Annotated in this window: 12 protein-coding genes; 11 read left to right on the forward strand and 1 reads right to left on the reverse strand. The window is 74.7% G+C overall.

Annotated elements, in window-relative coordinates; translation table 11 throughout:
• The first annotated feature begins 11 nt into the window (after positions 1 to 11).
• The 9 genes from AC1VWI_RS29125 to AC1VWI_RS29165 all read left to right on the forward strand — a co-directional run bounded on the left by AC1VWI_RS29125 (position 12) and on the right by AC1VWI_RS29165 (position 19,974).
• The gene (locus tag AC1VWI_RS29125; protein ID WP_499513961.1) at positions 12 to 7,727 is read left to right on the forward strand and encodes a beta-ketoacyl synthase N-terminal-like domain-containing protein; all 7,716 of its coding nucleotides are present in this window, start codon (positions 12 to 14) and stop codon (positions 7,725 to 7,727) included.
• Between the two features lie 28 nt (positions 7,728 to 7,755).
• A complete protein-coding gene (locus AC1VWI_RS29130; protein WP_499513962.1) occupies positions 7,756 to 9,378 on the forward strand; it encodes a PfaD family polyunsaturated fatty acid/polyketide biosynthesis protein in 1,623 nt (540 codons plus the stop codon).
• Between the two features lie 359 nt (positions 9,379 to 9,737).
• Positions 9,738 to 11,498, forward strand: a complete 1,761-nt coding sequence (locus AC1VWI_RS29135; protein ID WP_499513963.1) for an acyl-CoA dehydrogenase family protein — start codon at positions 9,738 to 9,740, stop codon at positions 11,496 to 11,498.
• Positions 11,495 to 13,252, forward strand: a complete 1,758-nt coding sequence (locus tag AC1VWI_RS29140; protein ID WP_499513964.1) for an acyl-CoA dehydrogenase family protein — start codon at positions 11,495 to 11,497, stop codon at positions 13,250 to 13,252. Before AC1VWI_RS29135 ends, AC1VWI_RS29140 begins: the two co-directional genes overlap by 4 nt.
• Before the next feature lie 22 nt (positions 13,253 to 13,274).
• Positions 13,275 to 14,045, forward strand: coding sequence for a 4'-phosphopantetheinyl transferase family protein (locus tag AC1VWI_RS29145; RefSeq protein WP_499513965.1), 771 nt, complete (start codon positions 13,275 to 13,277; stop codon positions 14,043 to 14,045).
• Positions 14,042 to 18,367, forward strand: a complete 4,326-nt coding sequence (locus tag AC1VWI_RS29150) for a non-ribosomal peptide synthetase (RefSeq protein WP_499513966.1) — start codon at positions 14,042 to 14,044, stop codon at positions 18,365 to 18,367. Before AC1VWI_RS29145 ends, AC1VWI_RS29150 begins: the two co-directional genes overlap by 4 nt.
• Positions 18,364 to 18,618: an acyl carrier protein gene (locus AC1VWI_RS29155; RefSeq protein ID WP_499513967.1), complete on the forward strand. Its 255-nt coding sequence runs from the start codon at positions 18,364 to 18,366 to the stop codon at positions 18,616 to 18,618. Before AC1VWI_RS29150 ends, AC1VWI_RS29155 begins: the two co-directional genes overlap by 4 nt.
• A gap of 7 nt (positions 18,619 to 18,625) precedes the next feature.
• The gene (locus tag AC1VWI_RS29160; RefSeq protein ID WP_499513968.1) at positions 18,626 to 19,372 is read left to right on the forward strand and encodes a thioesterase II family protein; all 747 of its coding nucleotides are present in this window, start codon (positions 18,626 to 18,628) and stop codon (positions 19,370 to 19,372) included.
• Entirely contained in the window at positions 19,366 to 19,974 is a 609-nt protein-coding gene (locus tag AC1VWI_RS29165) for a LysE family translocator (RefSeq protein WP_499513969.1), read from the forward strand. Before AC1VWI_RS29160 ends, AC1VWI_RS29165 begins: the two co-directional genes overlap by 7 nt.
• A gap of 24 nt (positions 19,975 to 19,998) precedes the next feature.
• On the opposite strand, the gene AC1VWI_RS29170 is transcribed toward AC1VWI_RS29165, so the two are convergent.
• Positions 19,999 to 21,735: a hypothetical protein gene (locus AC1VWI_RS29170; RefSeq protein WP_499513970.1), complete on the reverse strand. Its 1,737-nt coding sequence runs from the start codon at positions 21,733 to 21,735 to the stop codon at positions 19,999 to 20,001.
• 320 nt (positions 21,736 to 22,055) lie between these two features.
• Between AC1VWI_RS29170 and AC1VWI_RS29175 the strand changes: the two genes are divergently transcribed.
• Complete coding sequence (locus AC1VWI_RS29175) at positions 22,056 to 22,244, forward strand: lysine biosynthesis protein LysW (RefSeq protein WP_450387848.1); 189 nt, start codon at positions 22,056 to 22,058, stop codon at positions 22,242 to 22,244.
• Positions 22,241 to 23,131, forward strand: a complete 891-nt coding sequence (locus AC1VWI_RS29180) for a RimK family alpha-L-glutamate ligase (protein WP_499513971.1) — start codon at positions 22,241 to 22,243, stop codon at positions 23,129 to 23,131. The genes AC1VWI_RS29175 and AC1VWI_RS29180 overlap by 4 nt, the downstream gene beginning before the upstream one ends.

The raw sequence follows: 23,131 nt of genomic DNA on the forward strand, positions 1-23,131 counted from the left end.
GCTGACCCACCATGGGCAAGTACGCGATCGTCGGCCTGGCCTGCCTCTTCCCCGGGGCAGGGACACCCGACGACTACTGGCGGAACCTGACCGGCGGCGTGGACTCGCGCACCGACGGGGACAGCCGGATCTTCGGGCAGGACCCAGGGGTCCGCGAGACCGACCCCGACGACCGGCACCGCATCTACTGCACCCGGGGCGGGTTCCTCACGGAGGGGGACGCGACGGCCTTCGACCCGAGCGGATACCTGCTCCCGTCCGACTACCTGGCCGGCCTGGACCGCTCGTTCCACTGGGCGCTCCGGGTGGCCGGGGACGCTCTGGCCGACGCGGGCTCTCCCCCCGGCGCCGCGGCCGGCCGGAGCGGACGGAGGACCGGGGTGGTGTTCGGGAACTACCCGTTCCCCACCCCGGCCTCCGGCAGGGTCGCCGGAGAGTTGTGGGACTCGGCGGTGGCCCGGGGACTGGCGGACGCCGGTCTCCCGGCGGCACCCGGCGGCGACCCCGCCGGGGCCGCCGGCCCGGCGGGCACCGCCGCCGCCCACAACCTGTGGGCGGGCGGGATGCCCGCCCAGGTGGTGGCCGCGGCGCTCGGCCTCGACGGGCCCCGCTTCACCCTGGACGCCGCCTGCTCCTCCGCGCTGTACGCGCTGAAGCTGGCCTGCGCCCACCTGGAGACGGGCCGCGCCGACCTGATGCTGGCGGGCGGGGTCTGCGCCCCCGACCCGACCGTCATCCACCTGTCCTTCTCCGACCTTCGGGCCTATCCGCCGGACGGCTTCAGCCAGCCCTTCGACGCCCGCTCCCGGGGCATCGTCACCGGCCAGGGCGCCGCCATGGTCGCCGTGAAGCGCCTGGCCGACGCCCGGCGCGACGGCGACCGGGTGTACGCGGTCGTCGACGCGCTCGCCCTCACCAACGACGGCCCGGGCAAGCACATGCTGGTGCCGAACGCCGCCGGGCAGCTCGCCGCGTACGAACTCGCCTACCGCGAGGCGGGCGTGGAGCCCTCGGCCGTCCAGTACCTGGAGTGCCACGCCACCGGGACCCCGCTCGGCGACAGCACCGAACTCGGCGGGGTCGAGGCGTTCTTCGGCCGCGGACCGCTGCTGGGGTCGGTCAAGTCCAACATCGGCCACCTGCTGACCGTGGCCGGCATGACCAGCCTCATCAAGGTCGTCCTCGGCCTGTCGCACGGCACGATCCCGCCCACCATCGGCGTCGGGCAGCCCCTGCCGGGGACCGTCGCCGACCGGGTCGTCCGTGAGGCGGTGGCCTGGCCCGAGCCCGCGGGCGGCGGTCCCCGCCGGGCCGGCGTCTCGGCCTTCGGCTTCGGCGGTACGAACGCGCACGTCGTCCTCTCGGCCCCCGACCCCGCCCCCGACCGTGACCGCGACCGCGTTCCGGAGCCCGCTTCCGCAGCGACGCCGGTGCCGCCGCTGGCCGTCATCGGCATGGGCGCGCACTTCGGTTCGTTCACCACGCTGGACGCCTTCGAGCGCGCCGGGTACGAGGGCCTGGACGCCGTGCGCGCGCTGCCCGGACAGCGGTGGCGCGGCTTCGAGGACGTCGAGGGCGGCCCCCTCGCCCGGGCCGGGCTCGCCGGCGAGCACGCGCCGAGGGCCGCGTACGTCGAGGAGTTCGAGGTCGACGCGACCTCGTACAAGATCCCGCCCAAGGACCTCGACCACTTCAACCAGCAGCACCTGCTGATGATGCGCGTCGCCGAGGAGGCGCTGCGCGACGCCGGGTACGAGCGGCCGCGCCCCGGCACCGGCGGGGACGCCGGGCCGCGCCGGGTCGCCGTCGTCGTCGGCATGGAGATGGAACCGAGCGCGCACGGCCACGGTTCACGCTACGAACTGGGCCGCAAGCTCGCCGACTGGTGCGCGCAGGCCGGCGTGGAGCCCACCCCCGGGCAACTGGCCGAGCTCACCCGGGCCGCCCGCAACGGCGTCCACGACTCCATCGAGCCCAACGAGGTGCTCAGTTACATCGGCAACATCATGGCCAGCCGGGTCTCCTCGCTGTGGAACCTGACCGGCCCCTCCTTCACCCTCTCCTCCGACAGTTCGGTGGGCGTCGACGCCCTCGACGTCGCCCGGTTGCTGCTGCTCGACCCGACCGTCGAGGCCGTCCTCGTCGGCGCCGTCGACCTCGCGGCCGGGCCCGAGAACACCCTCGCCCGCGAACTGCTGGAGCCCGGCTCGGTCCGGGACGGGCTGCGCGTCCTCGGCGAGGGTGCCGGGGCCGTCGTCGTCACCCGGCCCGCGTCGGTGCCGCCGGGACGGACCGTGTACGCCACGGTGGAGGCCGTCGCCGTCCACCACCGCGGGGACGTGACCCCCGGGGCCCGCCCCGAACTGGTCGCCCGCGCCGCCGAGGACGCGCTGGCCGCCGCCGGGCTCACCCCGGCCGACGTCGAACTCGTCGAGGCGGGCGCCGCTACCGCCGCCGAACGCGAGGGCCTGGCCCGGGTCTGGACCCGTGACCGGGCCGGCGGCGAGCTGCGCACCGCGTTGTCCGCAGTCCACGCCTGCGTCGGCGACACCGGCTGCGCCTCCGCGCTCGCCTCCGTCATCCGGGCCGCGCTGTGCCTGCACCACGCCTACTTCCCGGTCGCCCCGGGCGGCGGAGCCGTCCCTCCGGACGGCTCCTCCTTCTTCCTCCCCGCCGACTCCCGCCCCTGGCTGCGGGCCCGGCGCGACGGACGGCGCGCGGCGTCGGTGAGCGTCACCGGCACGGCGGGCAGCCACGGCCACGTCGTCCTGGCAGGTGCCATGGTGCGCGGCGAGGTCGCCGAGACCGACTGGGCGCGCTCCGGCGGCGGCCTCGTCGTGCCCGTCGGCGCCGACGACATCGAGGGGCTGCTGCGACGGCTCGGCGAGCTGCGGGCGGCACTCGACGGGGACTGGGCGGCCCTCGCCGAGGACCGCCCCGCCCGGCTCAAGGCCGTCCTCGTCGCCGACGACACCGCCGGGCTCGCCCGGCAGATCGACCAGGCCGTCAAGGACCTGCCGCAGGTGTGGCGGTCGGGCGGGGAGTGGACCTCGCCCTCCGGCAGCCACTTCACCTCCCGGCCGATCGGCGCCGGCGGCAGTGCGAAGGTGGCCCTGGTCTTCCCCGGCGCCTTCAACTCCTACCTGGGCCTGGGCCGTTCCCTCTTCCGTGCCTTCCCCGGGCTGCTGCCCCGGTTCGAGGCGCAGGCCGAACTCCCGGCGGAGCTCCTACGCAGCGCCGCCCTCTACCCGCGTTCCCGTGAGCCCCTCGGACGGCGCGAACTGATGCGCCGGGAGGGCGAACTCGTCGAGGACATCCCCCTGATGCTGGCCGCCGGCACCAGCTACGCGCTGCTGTCGACGGACCTGGTGCGGGAGGTCCTGGGCGTGCCCGTGCAGGGGGCGTTCGGCTACAGCCTCGGGGAGAGCAGCATGCTCTTCGCCACCGGCGGCTGGATCAAGAGCGCCCGCGGGGACGCGAAGATCAGCGCCTCGCCGCTCTTCGACGACATGCTGCGCGGACCCAAGCGCACGGTGCGCGAGCTGTGGGGACTCGGCGACGACGTCCCGGACGCGCGGGTGTGGGCCACGCATGTGCTGCTCGCCACGGCCGACGACGTACGGGCGGCCGTCGAGCGCTTCGACCGGGTCTTCATCACCCACGTCAACACCCCGCAGGAGGTCGTGGTCGCCGGCGACCCCGGCCAGTGCGCCGAGCTCGTCGCCGCACTGGACTGCCGCAGCGCCCGCTCCCCGGCCAACCACGTCATGCACTGCCCGGTCGTCGACGGCGTCCTCGGCGAACTCGCCGACCTCAACCGCTACCCGACCGGCGACGTCGGCGGCCTGACGCTCTACAGCAGCCGGCACTACGCGCCCGTGACCGGCCTCGACCCGGACGCCGTCGCCGCGAACATCGCCGTCACGCTGCGGGAGACGGTCGACTTCCCGCGGCTGGTGCGGCGGGCGTACGCGGACGGGTTCCGCTGCTTCATCGAGGTCGGACCGAGCAGTACGTGCGCCCGCTGGATCCACGAGACGCTCGGCGACGAGCCGCACGTGGCGGTCTCCGTCGACCGGCGCGGGGCACGCGGCGCCGGCGACATCGCCCGCCTCGTGGCCCGACTGGCCTCCCACGGCGTCCCGGTCGACCTCGGCGCGTTCGCGACCCCGGTGTCCGTCTCCGCGTCCGCCGCCCGGCGCCCGATCGGCCTGCGCACCTTCACGGTGGGCGGCGCGCCGGTCGCGCCGCTGGTGGCCGCGGGCGCGGGACCGGTGGTGGCGGGGCTGCGGCCCGCGCGGGGCGCGGTGGTTGCGGGTGCGGGGGCCGGGCCGGTGGTGCGCGCCGTTGCGGGCCGCGCGTCCGTCGTGGGGTCTCCCGCCCGTCCGCCCCTTCCCGGCGCGCGGGTGCCCGACGGCGGCCAGTGCGTCCCGGCCGTTGCGGGCCGCGGGTCCGCGGTGGCGGTTCCCGCCGATCCGCCGGTGCCCGTTGCGGCGGAGCGTGCGTCCGTCGCGGGGTCTCCCGCCCGTCCGCCCCTTCCCGGCGCGCGGGTGCCCGACGGCGGCCAGTGCGTCCCGGCCGTTGCGGGCCGCGGGTCCGCGGTGGCGGTTCCCGCCGATCCGCCGGTGCCCGTTGCGGCGGAGCGCGCGTCCGTCGCGGGGTCTCCCGCCCGTCCGCCCCTTCCCGCCGCGCGGGTGCCCGACGGCGGCCAGTCCGTTCCCGCCGTTACGGGCCGCGCGTCCGTAGTGGCGCCTCCCACCCGCCCGCCCTTTCCCGGTACGGAGACGCCGCAGGCCAACGCATCCGTGCCCGCCGTCGCGGAGCCCGTCGCACCCGCTTCCACCGAGGCGCCGGTGCCCGTCGCGGGCCGTACGCACGGTGGGGCGTCCGGGCCGTCCACCGGGAACGTCATCCCCGCCCCGGCGAACGCCGTGGGTGCCGAATCCGCCACGGAATGGGACACCGCGATGTCGATCAGCCCCGCCGCACAGCCGCCCGCACCAGCGCTCGTGCTGGAGCGGGAGCCGATCACGATGATCCCGGCCGCCGCCGTGACCGCGACCGTAGCCGCGGCCGCCCCGCCGGTGCCGGTCGTGGAGCCGCAGGAGCCGCCGGGCCCGGCCATCTTCGGGGCGCCGCTGCCCGTACAGCCGCCCCGGCAGGAGAGCACCGCCGCGCTCGTGCGCGGGCTGCGCAGCGAGATGCTGGAGGCCCACCGGGAGGTGCTGGACGCCCAGCGGGCCCTGCGCGACCAGCTGGCGGCCCTGCTGTCCGCCCCCGCGACCGCCCCCGCCCCCGCGACCCCCGCCGTACGCCCGCCCAAGCCGGAGGGCGTGGTCTGGGACGAGCACGACCTCCTGGAGTTCGCCACCGGGAAGATCGGGAACGTCTTCGGCCCGCGCTTCGCCGAGATCGACGGTCACCGCCGCCGTGTCCGGCTGCCCGCCCCGCCGTACCACTTCGCCACCCGCGTCACCGCGCTGGAGGCCGAACCGGGGGCGTTCGAGCCCTCGTTCATCCGCACCGAGTACGACGTGCCGGTCGACGCCTGGTACGCCGTCGACGGCCAGGTGCCCCCGGCGGTGACCATCGAGGCGGGCCAGTGCGACCTGCTGCTGATCAGTTACCTCGGCATCGACTTCACCAACCGCGGGGACCGCGTCTACCGCCTGCTCGACAGCAGCCTCAGCTTCGTGGGGGACCTGCCGCGGGTCGGCCAGACGCTGCGCTACGACATCTGGATCGACCAGTTCGTGCGGCAGGGCGACACGACGCTGTTCTTCTTCCACTACGACTGCTACGCCGACGGCGAGCTGATCCTGAAGCTGAACAACGCCTGCGCCGGCTTCTTCACCGACGACGAACTGGAGAACTCGCTCGGCATCATCCAGGGCAGGGCCGTGCCGCCCAAGGGTGACGGCGCCTTCTCCGGGGCGAGTTCCTTCAAGCCCGTGCAGCCCACCTCCCGCACCGCGCTGACCGCCGCCGACCTGGCGGCGCTCGCCGAGGGACGGATCGCGGACGTCTTCGGGCCGGGCCACCGGCAGCCCGAGGGCTGCAACACCTCCCTGCGCCTGCCCGGCGAGCGGCTGCGCATGGCCGACGAGGTCACCGTGCTGGACCGCAAGGGCGGCGCGCACGGCCTCGGCCGGATCGAGGCCGTCAAGCACCTCGTCCCGGACGGCTGGTACTTCACCTGCCACTTCCCGGACGACCCGGTGCTCGCCGGCTCGCTGGTCGCCGAGGGCGCGGTGCAGCTGCTGGAGGTGTACGCGATGTCCCTCGGCCTGCACCTGTGCTTCCCCGACGCCCGCTTCCAGCCCGTCCAGGGCCTGACCACGGAGGTCAAGGTCCGCGGCCAGATCACCCCGGCGACCGAACGCATCGAGTACCGGATCGACGTCACCGGGCTGACGCTGCTGCCCCGTCCCGCCATCACCGCGGACGTGGTCGTGCTGCGCGACGGCAAGCCGTCGATCGGGGTCACCGGCCTCGGGATCCGCCTGGTGGAGAAGCCCGGCACCCCGTACCGCCCGGAGACCGGCGGCACGGTGCCGCACTTCCTCGGCCGGCTCAGCCCCGCGAGCGGCGAGCCCGCGCTGCTCAACGAGTTCCACATGGCGCACGCCGCCAAGGGGGACCTGGCCGTCGCGATGGGCCCCGAGTTCGAGGTCTACGCCGACAGCCGCGCGCCGTACATCCCCAACGGCGACTTCCTCTTCGTCGACCGCGTCATGGCACTGGAGGGCACCCGCGGCGTGCTGAAGAAGGGCGCCGTCATGGTCACCGAGTACGACGCGCCGGAGGACGCCTGGTACTACGCGCACAACGGGCACCCGTCCATGCCGAACTGCGTCCACATGGAGTCCAGCCTCCAGGCCGCCATCCTCCTCGGCTACTACCTGGGCGCCACGCTGCCCTTCCCGGACGAGCAGTTCAGCATCCGCAACCTGGACGGCCGCGCCACCCTCGTCAAGGACGTCGACCTGCGCGGCAAGACCATCAGGCACCGTTCGACGCTGCTGTCCAGCGACCGGATGCCCGGCTCGATCCTGCAGAACTACGCGTACGAACTCTCCGCCGACGGCGAGGTCTTCTACCGCGGCGAGTCCCTGTTCGGCTACTTCAACGCCAAGGCCCTGGAGAACCAGGTCGGCCTCGACAAGGGCGAGCACGTCCTGCCCTGGCTCGACCGGCAGCCCGCCCGCCCGGCCGGCGTCCGCCGCGTCGACCTGGCCGCCCACCGTGCCGCGCAGGCCACCCGGGGCACGACCCGGCTGGCCGGCGGCCACCTCGACCTCGTCGAATGGGTCGACGTCCTGCCCGGCGGCGGCGAGCACGGCCGGGGCTACCTGCGCGGCCACCGCTCCATCCGCCCCGACGACTGGTACTTCAGCTGCCACTTCCACCGCGACCCCGTGATGCCCGGATCGCTGGGCGTGGAGGCGCTGCTGCAGGGCCTGCAGGTGTACGCCGTCGAGGCCGGGCTCACCGACGGGCTGGTGAACCCGCGCTTCGCGCTCGCCTCCGGCACCGAGATGACCTGGAGCTACCGCGGCCAGATCCTCCGCACCGACCCGGACATGGAGTTCGACGTGCACGTCAAGGAGGTGCGCCGCGAACCGGGCCGGATCCTGCTGCTCGGCGACGCGAGCGTCTGGAAGTCGACCCTGCGGATCTACCGGCTGGGCGACATCGGCATCGAGATCCACCACGACCGGACCTGAGCAAGCGGCGAGCGACAGGAGACGCAGCATGACCACCGACCTCCACCGGCCGCGGTGGACCGGACCCCAGGCGCCGGCTGTCGGCGACACCGGGGTCTACGAAACCCTGATGCGGCTCGACGAGCCCGTCTACGTCCTGCGCGGTCCCTACGGGCTGGGCGCCGCCACCGGCGGCGCCGTCGGCCCGGCCGGCGAGCACGAGATCGTCGCCGCCGCGCCCCCGCTCGGTCCCGAACGCCTCGGCAGCGCCGCCTTCCTGAAGGCCCACGGCCTGCGCTACGCCTACATGAGCGGTGCCATGGCCAACGGCATCGCCTCCGCCGGCATGGTCGTCGCCATGGCCCGGGCCGGCTTCCTCGGCTCGTACGGCGCGGCCGGCCTGCTCCCGGAGGCCGTGGAGAAGGCCCTGGTCCGCTTCCGCGACGAGATCCCCGGCCTCCCGTACGCCTGCAACCTCATCCACAGCCCGAGCGAGGAGCGGCTGGAGCGCACCGCCGTCGACCTGTTCCTGAAGTACGGCGTGCCCTGCGTGGAGGCCTCCGCCTTCCTCGCCCTCACCCCGCACCTCGTCCGCTACCGGCTGGCCGGGCTGCGGGCCGGCGGACCGTACGGTGTGACGGCGGGCAACCGGGTCATCGCCAAGATCTCCCGCCCCGAACTCGCCGAGCTGTTCATGCGGCCCGCCCCCGAGGCCATGGTGCGGGCGCTCGTCGCCGAGGGCGCGATCACGCAGGAGCAGGCCCGGCTCGCCGAACGCGTCCCGCTCGCCGACGACATCACCGTCGAGGCCGACTCCGGCGGCCACACCGACCGCCGCCCGCTGCCCGCGCTGCTGCCCGTCATCATCCGGCAGCGCGACGCCGTCCAGCAGGAGGAGGGCTACGCCGAGCGCATCCGCGTGGGCGCCGCCGGCGGCATCGGCACGCCCGAGGCGGCGGCCGCCGCCTTCGCCATGGGCGCCGACTACGTGGTGACGGGATCGGTCAACCAGTCCTGCCTGGAGGCCGACACCTCGCCCCGCGTCAAGGAGATGCTGGCCCAGGCGGGCATCGCCGACTTCGAGATGGCCCCGGCGGCCGACATGTTCGAGATGGGCGTCGAGCTCCAGGTGCTCAAGCGGGGCACGTTCTTCCCGATGCGGGCCAAGCAGCTCTACGAGCTGTACCGGACGTACGACGGCATCGAGGCCATCCCGGCGGCGGTGCGGCAGAAGGTGGAGCAGCAGGTCTTCCGGCGTCCGCTGGACACGGTGTGGGACGAGACCCTCGCGTACTTCCGGCGGCGCGACCCCGACCAGCTGGCCCGCGCCGAGGGCAACCCCAAGCGGCGTGCCGCGCTGGTCTTCCGCTGGTACCTGGGCATGGCTTCGCGCTGGGCCAAGACCGGCGAGGCCGACCGTGCCGTCGACTACCAGATCTGGTGCGGGCCGGCGATGGGCAGCTTCAACGCCTGGGTCCGCGGGACGTACCTGGCGGCCCCCGAGCACCGGCGGGTCGCGGACGTCGCCCGGCAGATCATGACCGGCGCCGCCTTCCACCAGCGGCTCGCGTTCCTGCGTGCGGCGGGGGTCGCCTTCCCGGCGGGCATCGCGACCCGGCCATCGCCGGACGACGCGAACGCGCCCGGCCCCGCGGTGGGGGTACGGCCGTGAGGCGCCGGCAATCGTCCCCGCCGGGAGCGCCCTTCGTGTCCGGCGCCGCGCACGACGACGTGCCGGGGACGGGGCGCGGGCTCCGGCTGCCCCCGCGGGACGGAGCCGTCGCGGGCGCGGAGGTGACCGCCTCCCGCGCTCCGGGCGACGATGTGCCGTGGTCCGGAGCGGACGGCCCGGCGGCGTCTGCTGCGGGGGCGGAACACCCTTGGGCCCCGGGCCGGTCCGGTCGCGGGACCGGGTCTTCCGGCCGGGTGCCCGGCGCGGCACCGCGGCCGCGGGCAGCCCGGGGGGCGGAGGGGGACGGCCCCGCTCCGTCGTCGACGGCCGTCGCAGTGCGGCCGCGAAGGCCCGGCGACGTGACGCCCGCGGGACCGGAGACCCCTTTCGCTGCCGCCGAGGCGCTGGACGCCGCCCTCGGGGACCCGTGGGAGCCCGGGAATGCCTACGGCTTCGCCGCCGGGGCGGCCCGTGACGACGAAGAGGCGTACCCGGCGCGGTGGGAGGCGCGGCTGCGGGAGGAGGACTTCCACGTCGCCTACCTCCCCGCGGACCTCGGCGGGAGCCTGCGCACGCTGGAGGACACCCACGTCCTCGTCCGTGTCGCCGCCCGGCGGGACGTGAACGTCATGCCCGCCACCATGTTCGGCATCTCCGCCGTCATGACCGTGCTCGCCGCCGGCACCCCCGAGCAGCGCAGGACCGTCGCCGCGTGGGCGCGCGAGGGCCGTACCGTCGCGTTCGGGCTGTCCGAGGAGCACGCGGGCAGCGACGTGCTGGCGAACACCTGCCGCCTCGACACCGGCGCCATGACGCTGACCGGCACCAAATGGCTCGTGGGGCGCGGCGCGAGCGCCGACGCGGCCGTCGTGGTGGCCAGGACCGCCGACCGGGGCCCGGCGGCGTTCACGGCGCTGCTGCTCGGCCCGGAGACCCTGGCCGACGCCCGCGTGCGGCGGCTGCCCGCGCGCCGCACCACGGGGATGCGGGGCATCGACTTCGCGGACCTGGCCTTCGACGCGGTGCCCGTGCCGCCGGACGCCGTGGTCGGCGGCGCCGGCGCCGGGCTCGCCGGGGCGATGCGGGCCCAGCAGATCGTCCGGCTGATGAGCACCGCGGGCTGCCTGGCGACCGCCGACACCGCGCTGCGCACCGCCCTGCGGTTCGCGCGGGCGCACCGCACGGGCGGCGAGCCGGTCGCCGACACCCCGTACGGGGCGCGGGAACTGGCGGTGGCCGCCGCGGAGTTCATGGCCGCCGACCTGTCGGCGCTCGTCGCGGCCCGGTACGCCCATGTCGCGCCGGGCACCTTCGGCCTGGCCTCGTCCGTCGTCAAGCGCCTGGCCACCCGGCTCACCGCCGACTGCGCGCGCCGTGCCCGCGCCCTCGTCGGGGCGCGCGCGGTGCTGCGGGACGGCGACGGCCCGGGCGCCGTCCTCGACAAGGCCGTCCGGGACAACGCGATGGTCGAGGTCATCGACACCAGCGTGCTGGGCAACCTGCGGGCGGTCGCGATGTTCCTGCCCGCGTACGCCACACCCCGGGAACCGGAACCGGAGCGCGAGCGCAGGCTCGCCGCCCTCTTCGACCTGGGCGGCGCCGCCCTGCCGGGCCTCGACCCCGCCGCCCTCGACCTGGGGGCCCGGCCGGGCGACGACATCCTGCTCGGCTTCGCCTCGCACGCCGACACCATCGCCGCCGAACTCCACCGCCGGGGCGCGACGCGCGCCGCGACGCTGGTCACCGGGGTGCAGTCGGGCCTGGCCGCGACCTTCCGGGAGGCGGCGGCCGCGCCGCGGCAGCGGACGGCCCCCGACCTGCTCGACCTGGCGGACCGGCTGTGCCCGCTCCACGCGGCCGCGACGGCGGCCCTGACCTGGTGGTTCCACCGCGACCGCGGCGGCCTGTACGGCGAGCCGGAGCCCGGCGGAGCCGGATGGCTCACCGCCGTGACGGCGCTGCTCCTCACGGTGGCCGGGGGCCGCGACCCGCGCACCGCCGGCCGGGACGTCGCCCCGGCGGGCCGGCTGATCACCGAACTCGACGCGGCACGCCGCCTGTTCACGGCACTGCCGGTGCGGCTGTGCGACCGACCGGGACCGGAGGACGAGGAGACATGACCGATCTGCCCGCGCTCATGGCCGACCTGGAGCGCCACCTGGGGAGCCCCAACGACCCCTCCGGTCCCATGCCGTACGCCCGCGTCCTCGACCTGGACGAACGCGAGGCGTACCCGCACGAGTTCGTCGACCTGCTGGCCTCCTGGGGCCTGTACGACTGGATCGTGCCCGCCGCGCACGGCGGCCGGGCCGTCGACGTGCAGGACGGCTACCACCTGTTCCGGCTGGTCGCCCGCCGCGACCCCACCACCGCCACCGCGATGGTGATCACCAGCATCGCCTACATGCCGCTGTGGATCGCGGGCAGCGACGAGCAGCGCACGTCCTTCGCGGACCACGTCCGCTCCGGCGGCAAGATGGCCTGGGGCCTGTCCGAGCGCCGGCACGGCAGCGACGTGCTCGCCAACGAGCTGACCGCGCGGCCCGTCGAGGGCGGCTGGCTGCTCGACGGCGAGAAGTGGACGATCGGCAACGCCACCCAGGCCGACGTCGTCATGCTCTTCGCCCGCACCTCCCCCCAGGGCGGCCCGGGTGGCTACTCGATCCTCGCCCTGGACAAGCGCGCCCTGACCAAAGGCAGTTGCGAACCGCTGCCCGACGAGCCGCTGCACGGCCTGCGCGGCCTCGACATGAGCGGGGTGCGGCTGCGGGACTGCTTCGTTCCGTCCGCCGCGCTCGTCGGCCGCGAGGGTCAGGGCCTGGAGATCGCCCTGAAAGCCGGGCAGTTCGCCCGCGTCCTGATCAACCTGATCGCGCTGAGCACGGTGGACACCGCCCTGCGCACCACCTTGGACTTCGCCACGACCCGGGAGGTCTTCGGCACCACGGTCTCGGCGATCCCGTACTCGCGGCGGCAGCTCGCGGAGTCCTACGCCGAACTGCTGGTCGCCGACGCCATGACCTCCACCGCGGTGCGCGCCCTGCAGATGGCCCCGGCGCAGATCAGCATCTGGTCATCGGCGGTCAAGTACTTCGTGCCCACCCTGCTGGAGGGGACGCTCGGCCGGCTGGGCGTGGTGCTCGGCGCCCGCCACTGGCTGCGCGACCACCCCCGGCACGGGATCTTCCAGAAGGCGCGGCGCGACTTCGGCGTGGCCGGTTTCGCCGACGGCAACACCGTGGTCAACCTGAAGAACATCGCCCTGCAGCTCGGACCGCTGCTCACCTCCGCCGTCACCCCGCCGCCGGGGCTGGTCGAACAGGCCGCGGCCAGGGTCGCCGCACTCTTCGACCCGGCCCACCCCATGGAGCCGTACCGGCCCGCCGGGCAGCAGCTGTTCAGCCGCGGCGTCGACGACCCGGTGGTCACCCTGCGCGCGGCCGTGGCCGAGCTGCGGCGGGAGGCGGCGGCCACCACCGGCCGCGACGCGGCCCGGCTCGCGGACGGCGCGGCGACCGCGGACGCGCTCGCCGGCGAACTGGACCGGATCGCCGAGGAGCACCGCAAGCTCACCTCCTCCCTCGGCAAGGCCGCGGGCCAGTCGGCCGAGCTGTTCGACCTGGCCGAGCAGTACACGACGGTCTCCGCCGCCGCGGCCGTCGTCCACCTCCACCTGCGCGGCCGGGAGAGCCTGAGCCCGCCGCTGCGCTCCCCGGCGGTGCTGCTGCTCTGCCTGGAGCGGCTGCTGCGGCGGTTCCACCCCACGCGCCGGGTGACCGGCCCCGAGGAGGTCGACGAGGTGGCCGCGGCGCTGGAGGCGGCGCACCGCGACGGCCTGCTCTTCTCCTTCCGCGCGTTCCCCGTCAACTGGTGACCCACCGATGGAGGCAGTGCTCATGGACACCGCGGTACCGTCCGCCGACCCGCTCGCCGACAGCGCCGACGTGTGGCTGCTGGCCGAGGAGGACGTGGACCGGTTCGCCGAGGCGACGGGCGGTCTGGAGCTGCTGACCGACGAGGAGCGCGCCCGGCACGACCGGCTGCTGTTCCCCGCCGCCCGGCGCCGTTTCCTCGGCGCACGGCTGCTGTCCCGTCAGGTCCTGTCGCTCTACACCGACGAGCCACCGGACTCGTGGCGCTTCCGCAAGGGCAAGTACGGGCGGCCCGTGGTCGACGGCGCCGACTGGGGGCTCGACTTCAACATCACCCACACCAACGGGCTGATCGCCGCCATCGTCGTGCGCGGCCGCACCGCCGGGGTGGACGCCGAGACCACCCCCGCCCGGCCCGAGGCGATGCAGTTCGCGCCGAAGGTCTTCACCCCCCTGGAGAACGAGGTGCTGCGACGCGACCGCGAGGACCAGCGCGGTCACGCCTTCGCCGACTCCTGGGTCGCCAAGGAGGCGTACACCAAGGCCACCGGCATGGGCATGTGCCGGGGCTTCGACGCCTTCTCCGTGCACCGCCTGCGCGACGGCGGCCTGGCCGTCGTCGACGACGAGATCCCCGAACCCGAGCGCCCCCTGTGGCAGGTGCAGGTGCTCCAGGTGTGGGACCGGTTCGCGCTCGGCGTGGCCATCCGCGCCAGCGAGGACGACGAGGGGCCGCTGCCGGTACGGCTGCGCTCCGCCATGGCAGAACTCCTCCCGGAGGGGACATCCCGATGACCGCGAACGACGACGCCCACGCCCCCTTCCCGCTGACCGAGATCCAGTACGCGTACTGGGTCGGCCGCGGCCCCAACTTCGTGCTCGGCAACGTCGCCCCGCACGCCTACTTCGAGCTGGAGGGCCGCCGCCTGGACCCGGCGCTGCTCTCCCGCGCCTGGACCCGGCTCATCGAGCGGCACGGCATGCTGCGCTGCGTCGTCGGCGAGGACGGCCGGCAGCGGATCCTGCCCGAGGTCCCCGCCTACGAGATCCGCTGCACCGACCTGCGCGGGGCGCCCCCGCAGGAGGCGGAACGGCATCTGGCCGAGGTGCGCGGGGAGATGTCGCACCGCGTGTACACCGCGGCCGACTGGCCGCTGTTCGACATCCGCATGTCCCGGCTGCCCGGCCACGACCGGCTGCACGTCAGCCTCGACCTGCTCATGGTCGACCTGGCCAGCATCACCGTGCTGTTCAGCGAGTGGGCGCAGCTGTGCCAGGACGAGGAGCGGGTGCTGCCGCCGGTCGAGGTGGGCTTCCGCGACTACGCGCTCGCCCTGGAGCGGGGCGACGAGTCGCCGCGGCACCGCAAGGCCCGGGAGTACTGGACGGCGCGCGCCGCGACGCTGGCCCCGCCGCCCGACCTGCCGCTGGCGAAGTCCCCGGTCGCCGTGCACAAGCCGGTCTTCACGCACCGCGAGTTCCACCTGGCGCCGGAGGACTGGAAGCGGCTGCAGGGGCGCTGCGAGGAGCGCGGCCTGACCCCGACGGCGCTGCTGGCCACGGTGTTCTCCGAGGTCCTGGCGATGTGGAGCGGCACCCGCCGGTTCACCCTCAACCTCACCCTCTTCAACCGGCTCCCGCTGGTGCTCTCCGGCGACGGAGCCGGGCACCGCGGAGTCCACCCCCATCTGCGCAGGGTGGTCGGCGACTTCACGTCCATCTGCCTGCTGGAGACGGACGCGAGCGGCGGAGTCCCGCTGGCCGAGCGGGCCGGGCGCGTCCAGCGGCAGCTGCGCAAGGACCTGCGGCACCGCCACGTCAGCGCCCTGCAGGCGCTGCGCGAACGCCGCCGCCTCGGCCTGCAGAACGGCTTCGAGACGATGCCGGTCGTCTTCACCAGCGGCCTGGGCACCGCCGCGGACGTCTCGTCGGCCATGGACCACTTCGGTTCCATCACGTACCGGATCAGCCAGACCCCGCAGGTCTGGCTCGACCACCAGGTCGTCGACATCACCGGAAGCCTGGACCTGACCTGGGACGCCGTCGAGGAGCTCTTCCCCGAGGGCATGCTCGACGACATGTTCGCGGCCTACACCGGCGCCGTGGCGCGGCTCGCCGCCGACGGATCCCCGTGGGACGAGGAGCTGGTGATCCCGCTCCCCGCCCACCAGCTCACCGCCCGCGAGGCCGCCAACGCCACCGAGGGCGAGCTGCCGTCCGGGCTGCTGCACTCCGCGCTGGTCGACCGCGCCGGACGGCACCCGGGGCGTCCCGCCGTGATCACGACCGCCGGCACCGTGACCTACGGCGAACTCGCCGCGTGGGCCGCCTCCGTCGCCGGCCGGCTCTCCGACGGCGACCTGCGCGACCGTACCGTCGGCATCACCCTCGACAAGGGCCCCGCCCAGGTCGCCGCCGCCTACGGCGTGCTCATGGCGGGCGGCGCCTACCTCCCGGTCGGCCCGCAACTGCCCGCCCTGCGCCGGGAGCGCATCCTCACGGACGCCGGGGCGGTCGCGGTGGTCACGGACGCCGGGACGGACGCGCGGCTGGAGTGGCCGCAGGACCTGCCCCGCGTCCTCACGGAGCCGCCCTCCGGCACCACCGCCACCCCGGGCGACGCCGTGCAGGCGGGCCCGGCCGACCCCGCCGACCTGGCGTACGTCCTCTACACCTCGGGCTCGACCGGCACCCCCAAGGGCGTGATGATCGAGCACAGGGCGGCCCTCAACACCGTCGCCGACATCAACGAGCGCTTCGGGATCGGCCCCACCGACCGTCTCTTCGGCCTCGCCGACCTCGGCTTCGACCTGTCCGTGCACGACCTGTTCGGCACCTTCGCCGCCGGGGCCGCGCTGGTGCTGCCCGACCCGGACCAGCGGGCCGAACCCGCGCACTGGTCCGAGGTGATGGCCGCGCACGGGGTGACGGTGTGGAACTCGGTGCCCGCGCAGATGCAGATGCTGGTCGAGCATCTGGAGGCCGGGGGCGCGCAGGTCCCGCCGGACCTGCGGCTGGTGCTGCTCAGCGGCGACTGGATCCCCGTCGACCTGCCCGGCCGCATCCACGCGCTGTGGCCGCGGGCGCGGGTGATCAGCCTGGGCGGCGCCACCGAGGTGTCGATCTGGTCGATCTTCCACCCGGTGGAGGAGGTCCCGGCGGGCGCGACGAGCGTGCCGTACGGCACGCCGCTGCGGAACCAGACCTTCCAGGTCCTCGACGAGCGGTACGCGCCCTGTCCCGTGTGGACCGCCGGCGAACTGTACATCGGCGGCCACGGCCTGGCCCGCGGCTACCGGGGCGACGCCGAGCGCACCGCCGCTGCCTTCGTCACGCATCCGGTCACCGGCGAACGGCTCTACCGGACGGGCGACTTCGGCCGCTACCTGCCGGACGGCAGCATCGAGTTCCTGGGCCGCAGGGACGGTCAGGTCAAGATCAACGGACATCGTGTGGAGCTCGGCGAGATCGAGGCGACCCTCACCCGGCACCCGGGCGTGGACAGCGCGGTCGTGGTCAAGGCCGACGGCGAGGCCGGCGCGGCCCGGCTGCTGGGGTACGTCGTCCCGGCCGGGGACCCCGGAGGCGCCGACGGGCTCTTCGTCACCGAGCACGCCGATCCCGACCGGGCCGAAGCCGACTGGCGGGCGCTGTGCTCCGCCGCCGAGGTGCCCGCCCCCGGTCCCTCGCCGCGGGAGCTGCGCACCGCCTGGGACGTGCTGAACGAGGTGTACGCGACCGCAGTCGGCACCGCCTTCCACCGCCTGGGCCTGCCCGACAACGCCGCCGCCGGTGTCGCCCCGCGCTACGAGCGCTGGCTGGCCCGGGCCGCGGCGGCGCGGCCGCCCGCCGCGGACGGCATCCCCGACGCGCTCGCCGCCCGCAGCCGCACCGTGCTGGGCGAGGTGCTGGGCATCCCCGAGGACGTCACCGACTGGATGCTGGCCCTGGCCGGGGACGTCGCCGGGGTCCTCACCCAGAGCGTGCACTCCGCCGAGCTGTACGCCTCCGACCGCACCCCCGGCGTCTACGAGCGGCTGTTCGGCCCGACGTACGCCGTCGCCACGGAGGCGGTGCGCCGCCTCGCCGCCGGATGGCCGGCCGACCGGCCGCTGCGCGTCCTGGAGGTCGGTGCGGGCTACGGCTCGCTGACCCGGCACCTGCTCCCGCTGCTGCCCGCCGGCCGCACGGCGCCCACGGAGTACCTGTTCACCGACATCTCCCGGTACTTCACCGACCGGGCCCGCGAGGTCCTCGGCACGCAGTACCCGTTCCTGCGCTGCGACCTGCTCGATCTGGACGCGCCTCCGCAGACCCAGGGCTTCGAGGACCACACCGCCGACCTGGTCGTCGCGGCGAGCGTGCTGCACGACACCCGCCAGGTGCGCCGTACGCTGCGCACCCTGCGGGGGCTGCTCGCCCCCGGCGGGACCCTGCTGATCGTCGAGCAGACCGCCTTCCACCCGTGGTTCGACCTGGTGATGGGGCTCCAGCAGGGCTTCGACACCTTCGAGGACACCGAACTGCGCAGCACGCACCCGCTGCTCGACCGCGCGCAGTGGGCGGCCGAACTCGCCGCCGCGGGCTTCACCGACAGCGCCGTGCTCACGCCCCGCGACGGAGGCCCCGGCTCGGTGGGCTTCGACGTCCTCGTGGCACGCGGCCCGGACCGGCGCAGCCGCTTCGCCCCCGACGCGCTGCGGGACTTCGCCGCCGGGCAGCTGGCCGCCCACATGGTGCCGGCCCAGCTGTTCGCGCTGACCGAGCTGCCGCTCAGCGGCACCGGCAAGGTCGACCGCAAGGCGCTCGCCAAGGCCGGCGCCCGCACCGCCGCGCGCGGCCGGCCCGCGAAACCGCCGCGCACCGACCGCCAGCGCAAGCTGGTCGAGATCTGGCGCGAGGTGCTCGGCCTCGGCAGCGCCGACCTCGCCGACGACTTCCTGGAGGCGGGCGGCGACTCGCTGCTCGCGGCCCGGCTGGTCGCGTCCTTGCGTACGGCGTTCGGGATCACCGTGCCCGTCGGCACGGTCCTGCAGTACACGACGGTGGAAGCGCTCGACGGCCACCTGGAGGGGCTGCTCGGCCCGTCCGAGCCGCTGACGGAGGAGACACGATGACGTACGAGCAGATGCGGGAGTGGATCGTCGCCTTCCTGGCGGAACTCCTCGACGTCGCGCCCCACGAGATCGACCCGACGCTGCCGCTGGACCACCTGGGCTTCGACTCGGCGACCACCCTCGACCTGTGCGGGCGCCTGGAGGAGGACCTGGGGATCGACACGACGCCCAAGGCGATCGCCGACCACCCGACGGCCGACGCCCTCGCGGCCCATCTCGTCGCCGCCCGACCGGCCCCCCTGGGGAGGTAGTCCCGCCATGATCACCCAACTGTCGGCCCGCTGGCTGGTCAGCGGGCCCGCCCGGCCCGGCGCTCCGAAGCTGTACTGCTTCGCCCACGGCGGGGGTTCGGCCGCCGAGTACGTCCGCTGGGCGCGCGCCCTGACCGGCGTCGAACTGCACGTCGTGCAGCTGCCCGGCCGCGGGTCGCGCTTCGGGGAGCCCCCGCTGACCTCGATGGGGACACTGGTCGCCGCGCTCACCGAGCAGGTGGCGTTCGGCGCGCCGTACTCGTTCTTCGGGCACAGCCTCGGCGCCCTGGTGGCGTACGAGCTGGCCGGCGCCCTGCGCGAGGCAGGCCGCGGGCTCCCGGAGCGCCTGGTGGTCTCCGGCTTCCCGGCGCCCCACCTGCCGCGCACCTCGCGGGGGCTGCACCTGCTGCCGGACGACGAACTGCTGGCGGAGGTCTCCCGGCTGCACGGCGGCATCCCGCGGGAAGTGCTGGACGAACCGGAGTTGCGGACGCTGGTCGCGGTGCCGCTGCGGGCGGACTACACGATCGTGGAGACCTACCGCTGGCGGGACCGGCCTGCGCTGGAGGTCCCCGTGACGGTCTTCGGCGGCCGCGACGACCGGGTCGGCGAGGCCGAGCTGGCGGCCTGGCAGGAGCTGACGACCCTTCCGGTGGAGGTCCGCACCTTCCCCGGTGGCCACTTCTACCTGCGCGAGCACAGCGCGGTCGTGCTCCGCGCGCTCGCCGCCCGGCTGCGGACGCCGCCGTGCTGACCTTCGCCGCCGCCTCGCTCGTCCTGATCATGATCCCCGGGCCCGACCAGGCGCTGATCACCAGGAACGCCCTGGCTGCGGGCCGCGCGGGCGGGCTGCTGACGATGGTGGGCGGGGTGCTCGGGCTGGGCGTGCACATCGCCTCGGCCGCGCTCGGGGTCTCGGCGCTGCTGATGGCCTCGACGGTCGCCTTCACGGTGCTGCGCACCGTGGGCGCGGGCTACCTGCTGTACATGGGCTTCACGACCCTGCGCGCGGCCCGCCGCGCCGCCGACTCCCCGGAGCCGGCGGACGGGGACCCGCCGCCGAACGGTGCGGCCCACCTGCGGCAGGGCTTCCTGTCCAACTCCCTCAACCCGAAGGTCGCCCTGTTCTTCGTGACCTTCCTCCCGCAGTTCCTGCCCGCCCAGGGCAGCGTCCTGCCGCGCGCGCTCCTGCTCTCGCTGGTCTTCGCCGTGCTGTACGTGACCTGGTTCGGCACCTACGTCGTCGTGGTCGACCGGGTCGGCGCGGTACTGCGCCGGCCCGTGGTGCGGGCCCGCGTCGAACGCGTCACCGGACTGCTGCTCATCGGTTTCGCGCTGCGCCTCGCGGTGCACTGAGCGCGCGCCGCGCTCCGGGCGGCGCTATCCGCGGCCCGCCCGGAGCCGGCAGACCACGAGGTCCCGTGGGTCCGCGGTCTGCGGGCAGTCGTAGACCTCCTCGATGCGCGCCGCGACCGAGGGGTCGACCCGGTCCAGGTCGAACCAGGCACGCTGCAGGACGGCGTAGGGCGCGGGGTCCTCGGTGATGCAGCGGGCGTTCTCGGCGTGCGACCGGAGGGCGCTGACGTCCGGCAGGTACCGCACGCGCTGCAGGAAGGTGGGGATCGGGTACCGGCACCGCACCGGGTGGTCCACGAAGTAGGCGTCGTCACCGAAGGCCAGGTAGAGCACGGGGGCGCCGTCGGGGATCCGCCGGCGCACCGCGTCCGCCGCGGCGGCCTTGTCCGCGCTGGTCCGCAGGTACTCGGCGTTGGTCGAGCTCACCCCGGCACGGCCCATCAGGTGCGGGGAGGAGGGCCAGACCGTCACCGCCACGCACAGCGCCCCGCAGAGCGCGACCGGGGCCAGGGCGGCGCGGGGCCACCGGGCGGTGCCGGGGCGGCGCGCACCGTCACGGGCCAGGCGCAGGTCGGCGCACGCCGCGGCCAGGGCGACAGCCCCGGCCAGCCAGCCCGCCGCCGTCCCCTGGGCCCAGGCGGGCGCGAGGGAGGCGAGGGGCACCAGCACCGCGTACAGCGCCGTGACCGCGGTCAGGAAGAGCGGCGGCCGCTTGAGGTCCCCGTACCAGCGGGCCACCGCCAGGCCCCACACGGCCGCGGCGAAGACCGGCAGGGCTGCGGCGTGGTAGGCGAACCAGTTGCCCTGCACCGCCACCGCGGCCAGGCAGCCGGCGCAGATCAGCACCGCCAGCACGGCCCACTCCACCCGCCTGCGCCGGTCCGCCTGACGGGACAGCAACAGCAGCAGCGCGGCGGGGAGCAGGGCGACCATCGGGCTGAAGTAGACCCGGTTCGCCAGGAAGTCGGCGGCCCTGTCGAGCAGGAAGGCGGGGTCGAGGCCCTGCCGGGTCAGCGCCCCCTTGTTGATCCGCGGCATGTCGCGGACCCACTGCCACTCGTGGGACCCCGACCACACACTGATCGCGAAGAGCAGGGCCCCGCCGGCCACCGTCGTCCCGGCGAGCAGCAACGCCCTGCGCCGGTCGACGGCGAGGACGACGAGCAGTGCCATCGCGGCCGTCGCCGCCGTGGAGTACTTCATCAGCACCGCGAGCGCCAGCGGCAAGGAGGCCGCGAGCGCGGCGGTCCACGGCCGGTCGAGGCCCAGCACCAGGGCGACCGCCACCACCGACAGCAGCGTCGCGGCCCACTCGGGCTGCAGGAAGTCGGTCCGCGGCGCGAACGCGAGGGAGAGCCCCACCACGGCGGCCGTGATCGTCGCGTCGCGACGCGGCAGACGGCGCGCCATGGCCCATCGCAGCACCAGCGCCGCGGCCGCGCACAGCAGGATTCCGGCGAGCCGGATGATCATCTCGCGCACGGCGACCGGTCCGGCCGTGACCGAGTCCAGCCCGGCGACGAACCACCGGTAGAAGAACGGCCGGTGGGTGAACGTCTCGGAGGGCGACAGGCCGTCCGCGCCGGCGGTCCGCAGGCACGCCAGGACGTACCTGATGTCCCCGTGGAGTTCCGCCGTCGCGACGGACCAGCCGAGCAGCGCGAGCACGGGGAGCGCGGTGACCCAGTGGAGGAGCCGCGGGGTGCGGCGGGTGGCCGGTGGGAGCGGCGTGTCGAGGGTGAGCAGGCCCGAGTCGTTCACGGGCCGAAGCTAGCATCCACATAACGGACTTATCGAACACATCGTTCGACGGATCCCGCCGTCACCGTCCGTTCCCCGGATGTTCATCCGCACCGTCGTCGCGCCGTGATCCGAGCCGCGGTCGCACCGCAGCGCGGTGAATTCCGCTTTCGCGGGAAACCCGCGGTGCCGGTGCGCGCGCCGGACGGGCCGGTTTCCCATTGAGGATCCCGATGGCCGTATCACCAGGACGGCGGCGAACCCGCTGGACCGCCGAGTTGCCGGCGGGGGATTCTGAAGTTGCTTTTTCCGCCCCGGAATGCAGTGGAAAGGAAAGAGAAATGACTGCTCCTGTCGCGGCGCTCCAGTGCCTGGTGTGCGACACGGACATCCCGGTCCGGCAGGACTGGCTGAAGGGCGAGATCACCGAGTGCGCGGCCTGCGGCCAGGAGCACGAGGTCGTCGAGAAGTCCGAGGCCGGCGCACGGATAGAGCTCGCGCCCGAGGTCGAAGAGGACTGGGGCGAGTGACCGGGTCCGACGCCGGGTTAGAGGTGCTGCTGTCGGCCACCGTCCTGCGCCCCGACGAGAAACTCCTCCTGGAGGCGTTGCGTTCGCGGGGGCTCGCGGTCCGCCCGGTCCTGCTGGAGGACCTGGCCGGGCTGGTGACGGGCCGGAAGAAACCGCCCGCCCTCGCACTCATCCGTAATCTCTCGCACCGCGAGGCCGTCAATGTGGCCCGCCGGCTGGAATTCAGCGGAGTTCCCGCGCTGAATCGCGCGACGACGATCGAGACCTGCAACGACAAGGGCCTGCAGGCCCTGTTGTTCAGCAGGCACGGCGTCCCCCACCCGGAGTCCTTCCACGCCTTCAGCTACGCGCAGGTCCGCGAGTCGGTCGGCGAGGTCGGACTGCCCGCCGTCATCAAGCCGGTGAGCGGCTCCTGGGGCCGCGGGGTCTCCCGGATGACCAGCGAGGAGTGCGTCGAGGCGTGGATCGGCGGACGGGAGTCCGCGGACGCCGCGGGCAAGCTCTTCCCCGTCCTGGTCCAGCGGTACGTCGACAAGCCCGGCCACGACCTGCGGATCGTGGTCGTCGGCCGCACGCCCGTCGTCGCCATCCGGCGGGTCTCGCCGGACTGGCGCACCAACACCCACCTCGGAGCCGAGGTCGTACGGGTCCCGTTGACCCGCGAGATGGAGAAGCGCTGCGCCCAGGTGGTGGACGCGCTCGGCGAGGGCTTCTACGGGGTCGACCTCGTCGAGGACCGCACCACCGGCGAGCTGATGGTCCTGGAGGTCAACGCGAACCCCGAGTTCGCCCGCTCCTCCGCCAAGCACGGCGTGGACGTGGCCGGCCACCTCGCGGACTACGTCGTCGAGACCTACCGGCCCGAGTCCGCCGCCACCGCCGCGTAA

Source organism: Streptomyces sp. TOM-9, assembly GCF_056858595.1.

Excerpts from the sequence above, each read along its gene's own strand:
- AC1VWI_RS29150 (WP_499513966.1), top strand. The coding sequence starts at position 14,042 with ATGACCGCGAACGACGACGCCCACGCCCCCTTCCCGCTGACCGAGATC.
- AC1VWI_RS29160 (WP_499513968.1), top strand. The coding sequence starts at position 18,626 with ATGATCACCCAACTGTCGGCCCGCTGGCTGGTCAGCGGGCCCGCCCGG.
- AC1VWI_RS29145 (WP_499513965.1), top strand. The coding sequence starts at position 13,275 with ATGGACACCGCGGTACCGTCCGCCGACCCGCTCGCCGACAGCGCCGAC.
- AC1VWI_RS29175 (WP_450387848.1), top strand. The coding sequence starts at position 22,056 with ATGACTGCTCCTGTCGCGGCGCTCCAGTGCCTGGTGTGCGACACGGAC.
- AC1VWI_RS29155 (WP_499513967.1), top strand. The coding sequence starts at position 18,364 with ATGACGTACGAGCAGATGCGGGAGTGGATCGTCGCCTTCCTGGCGGAA.
- AC1VWI_RS29125 (WP_499513961.1), top strand. The coding sequence starts at position 12 with ATGGGCAAGTACGCGATCGTCGGCCTGGCCTGCCTCTTCCCCGGGGCA.
- AC1VWI_RS29130 (WP_499513962.1), top strand. The coding sequence starts at position 7,756 with ATGACCACCGACCTCCACCGGCCGCGGTGGACCGGACCCCAGGCGCCG.
- AC1VWI_RS29140 (WP_499513964.1), top strand. The coding sequence starts at position 11,495 with ATGACCGATCTGCCCGCGCTCATGGCCGACCTGGAGCGCCACCTGGGG.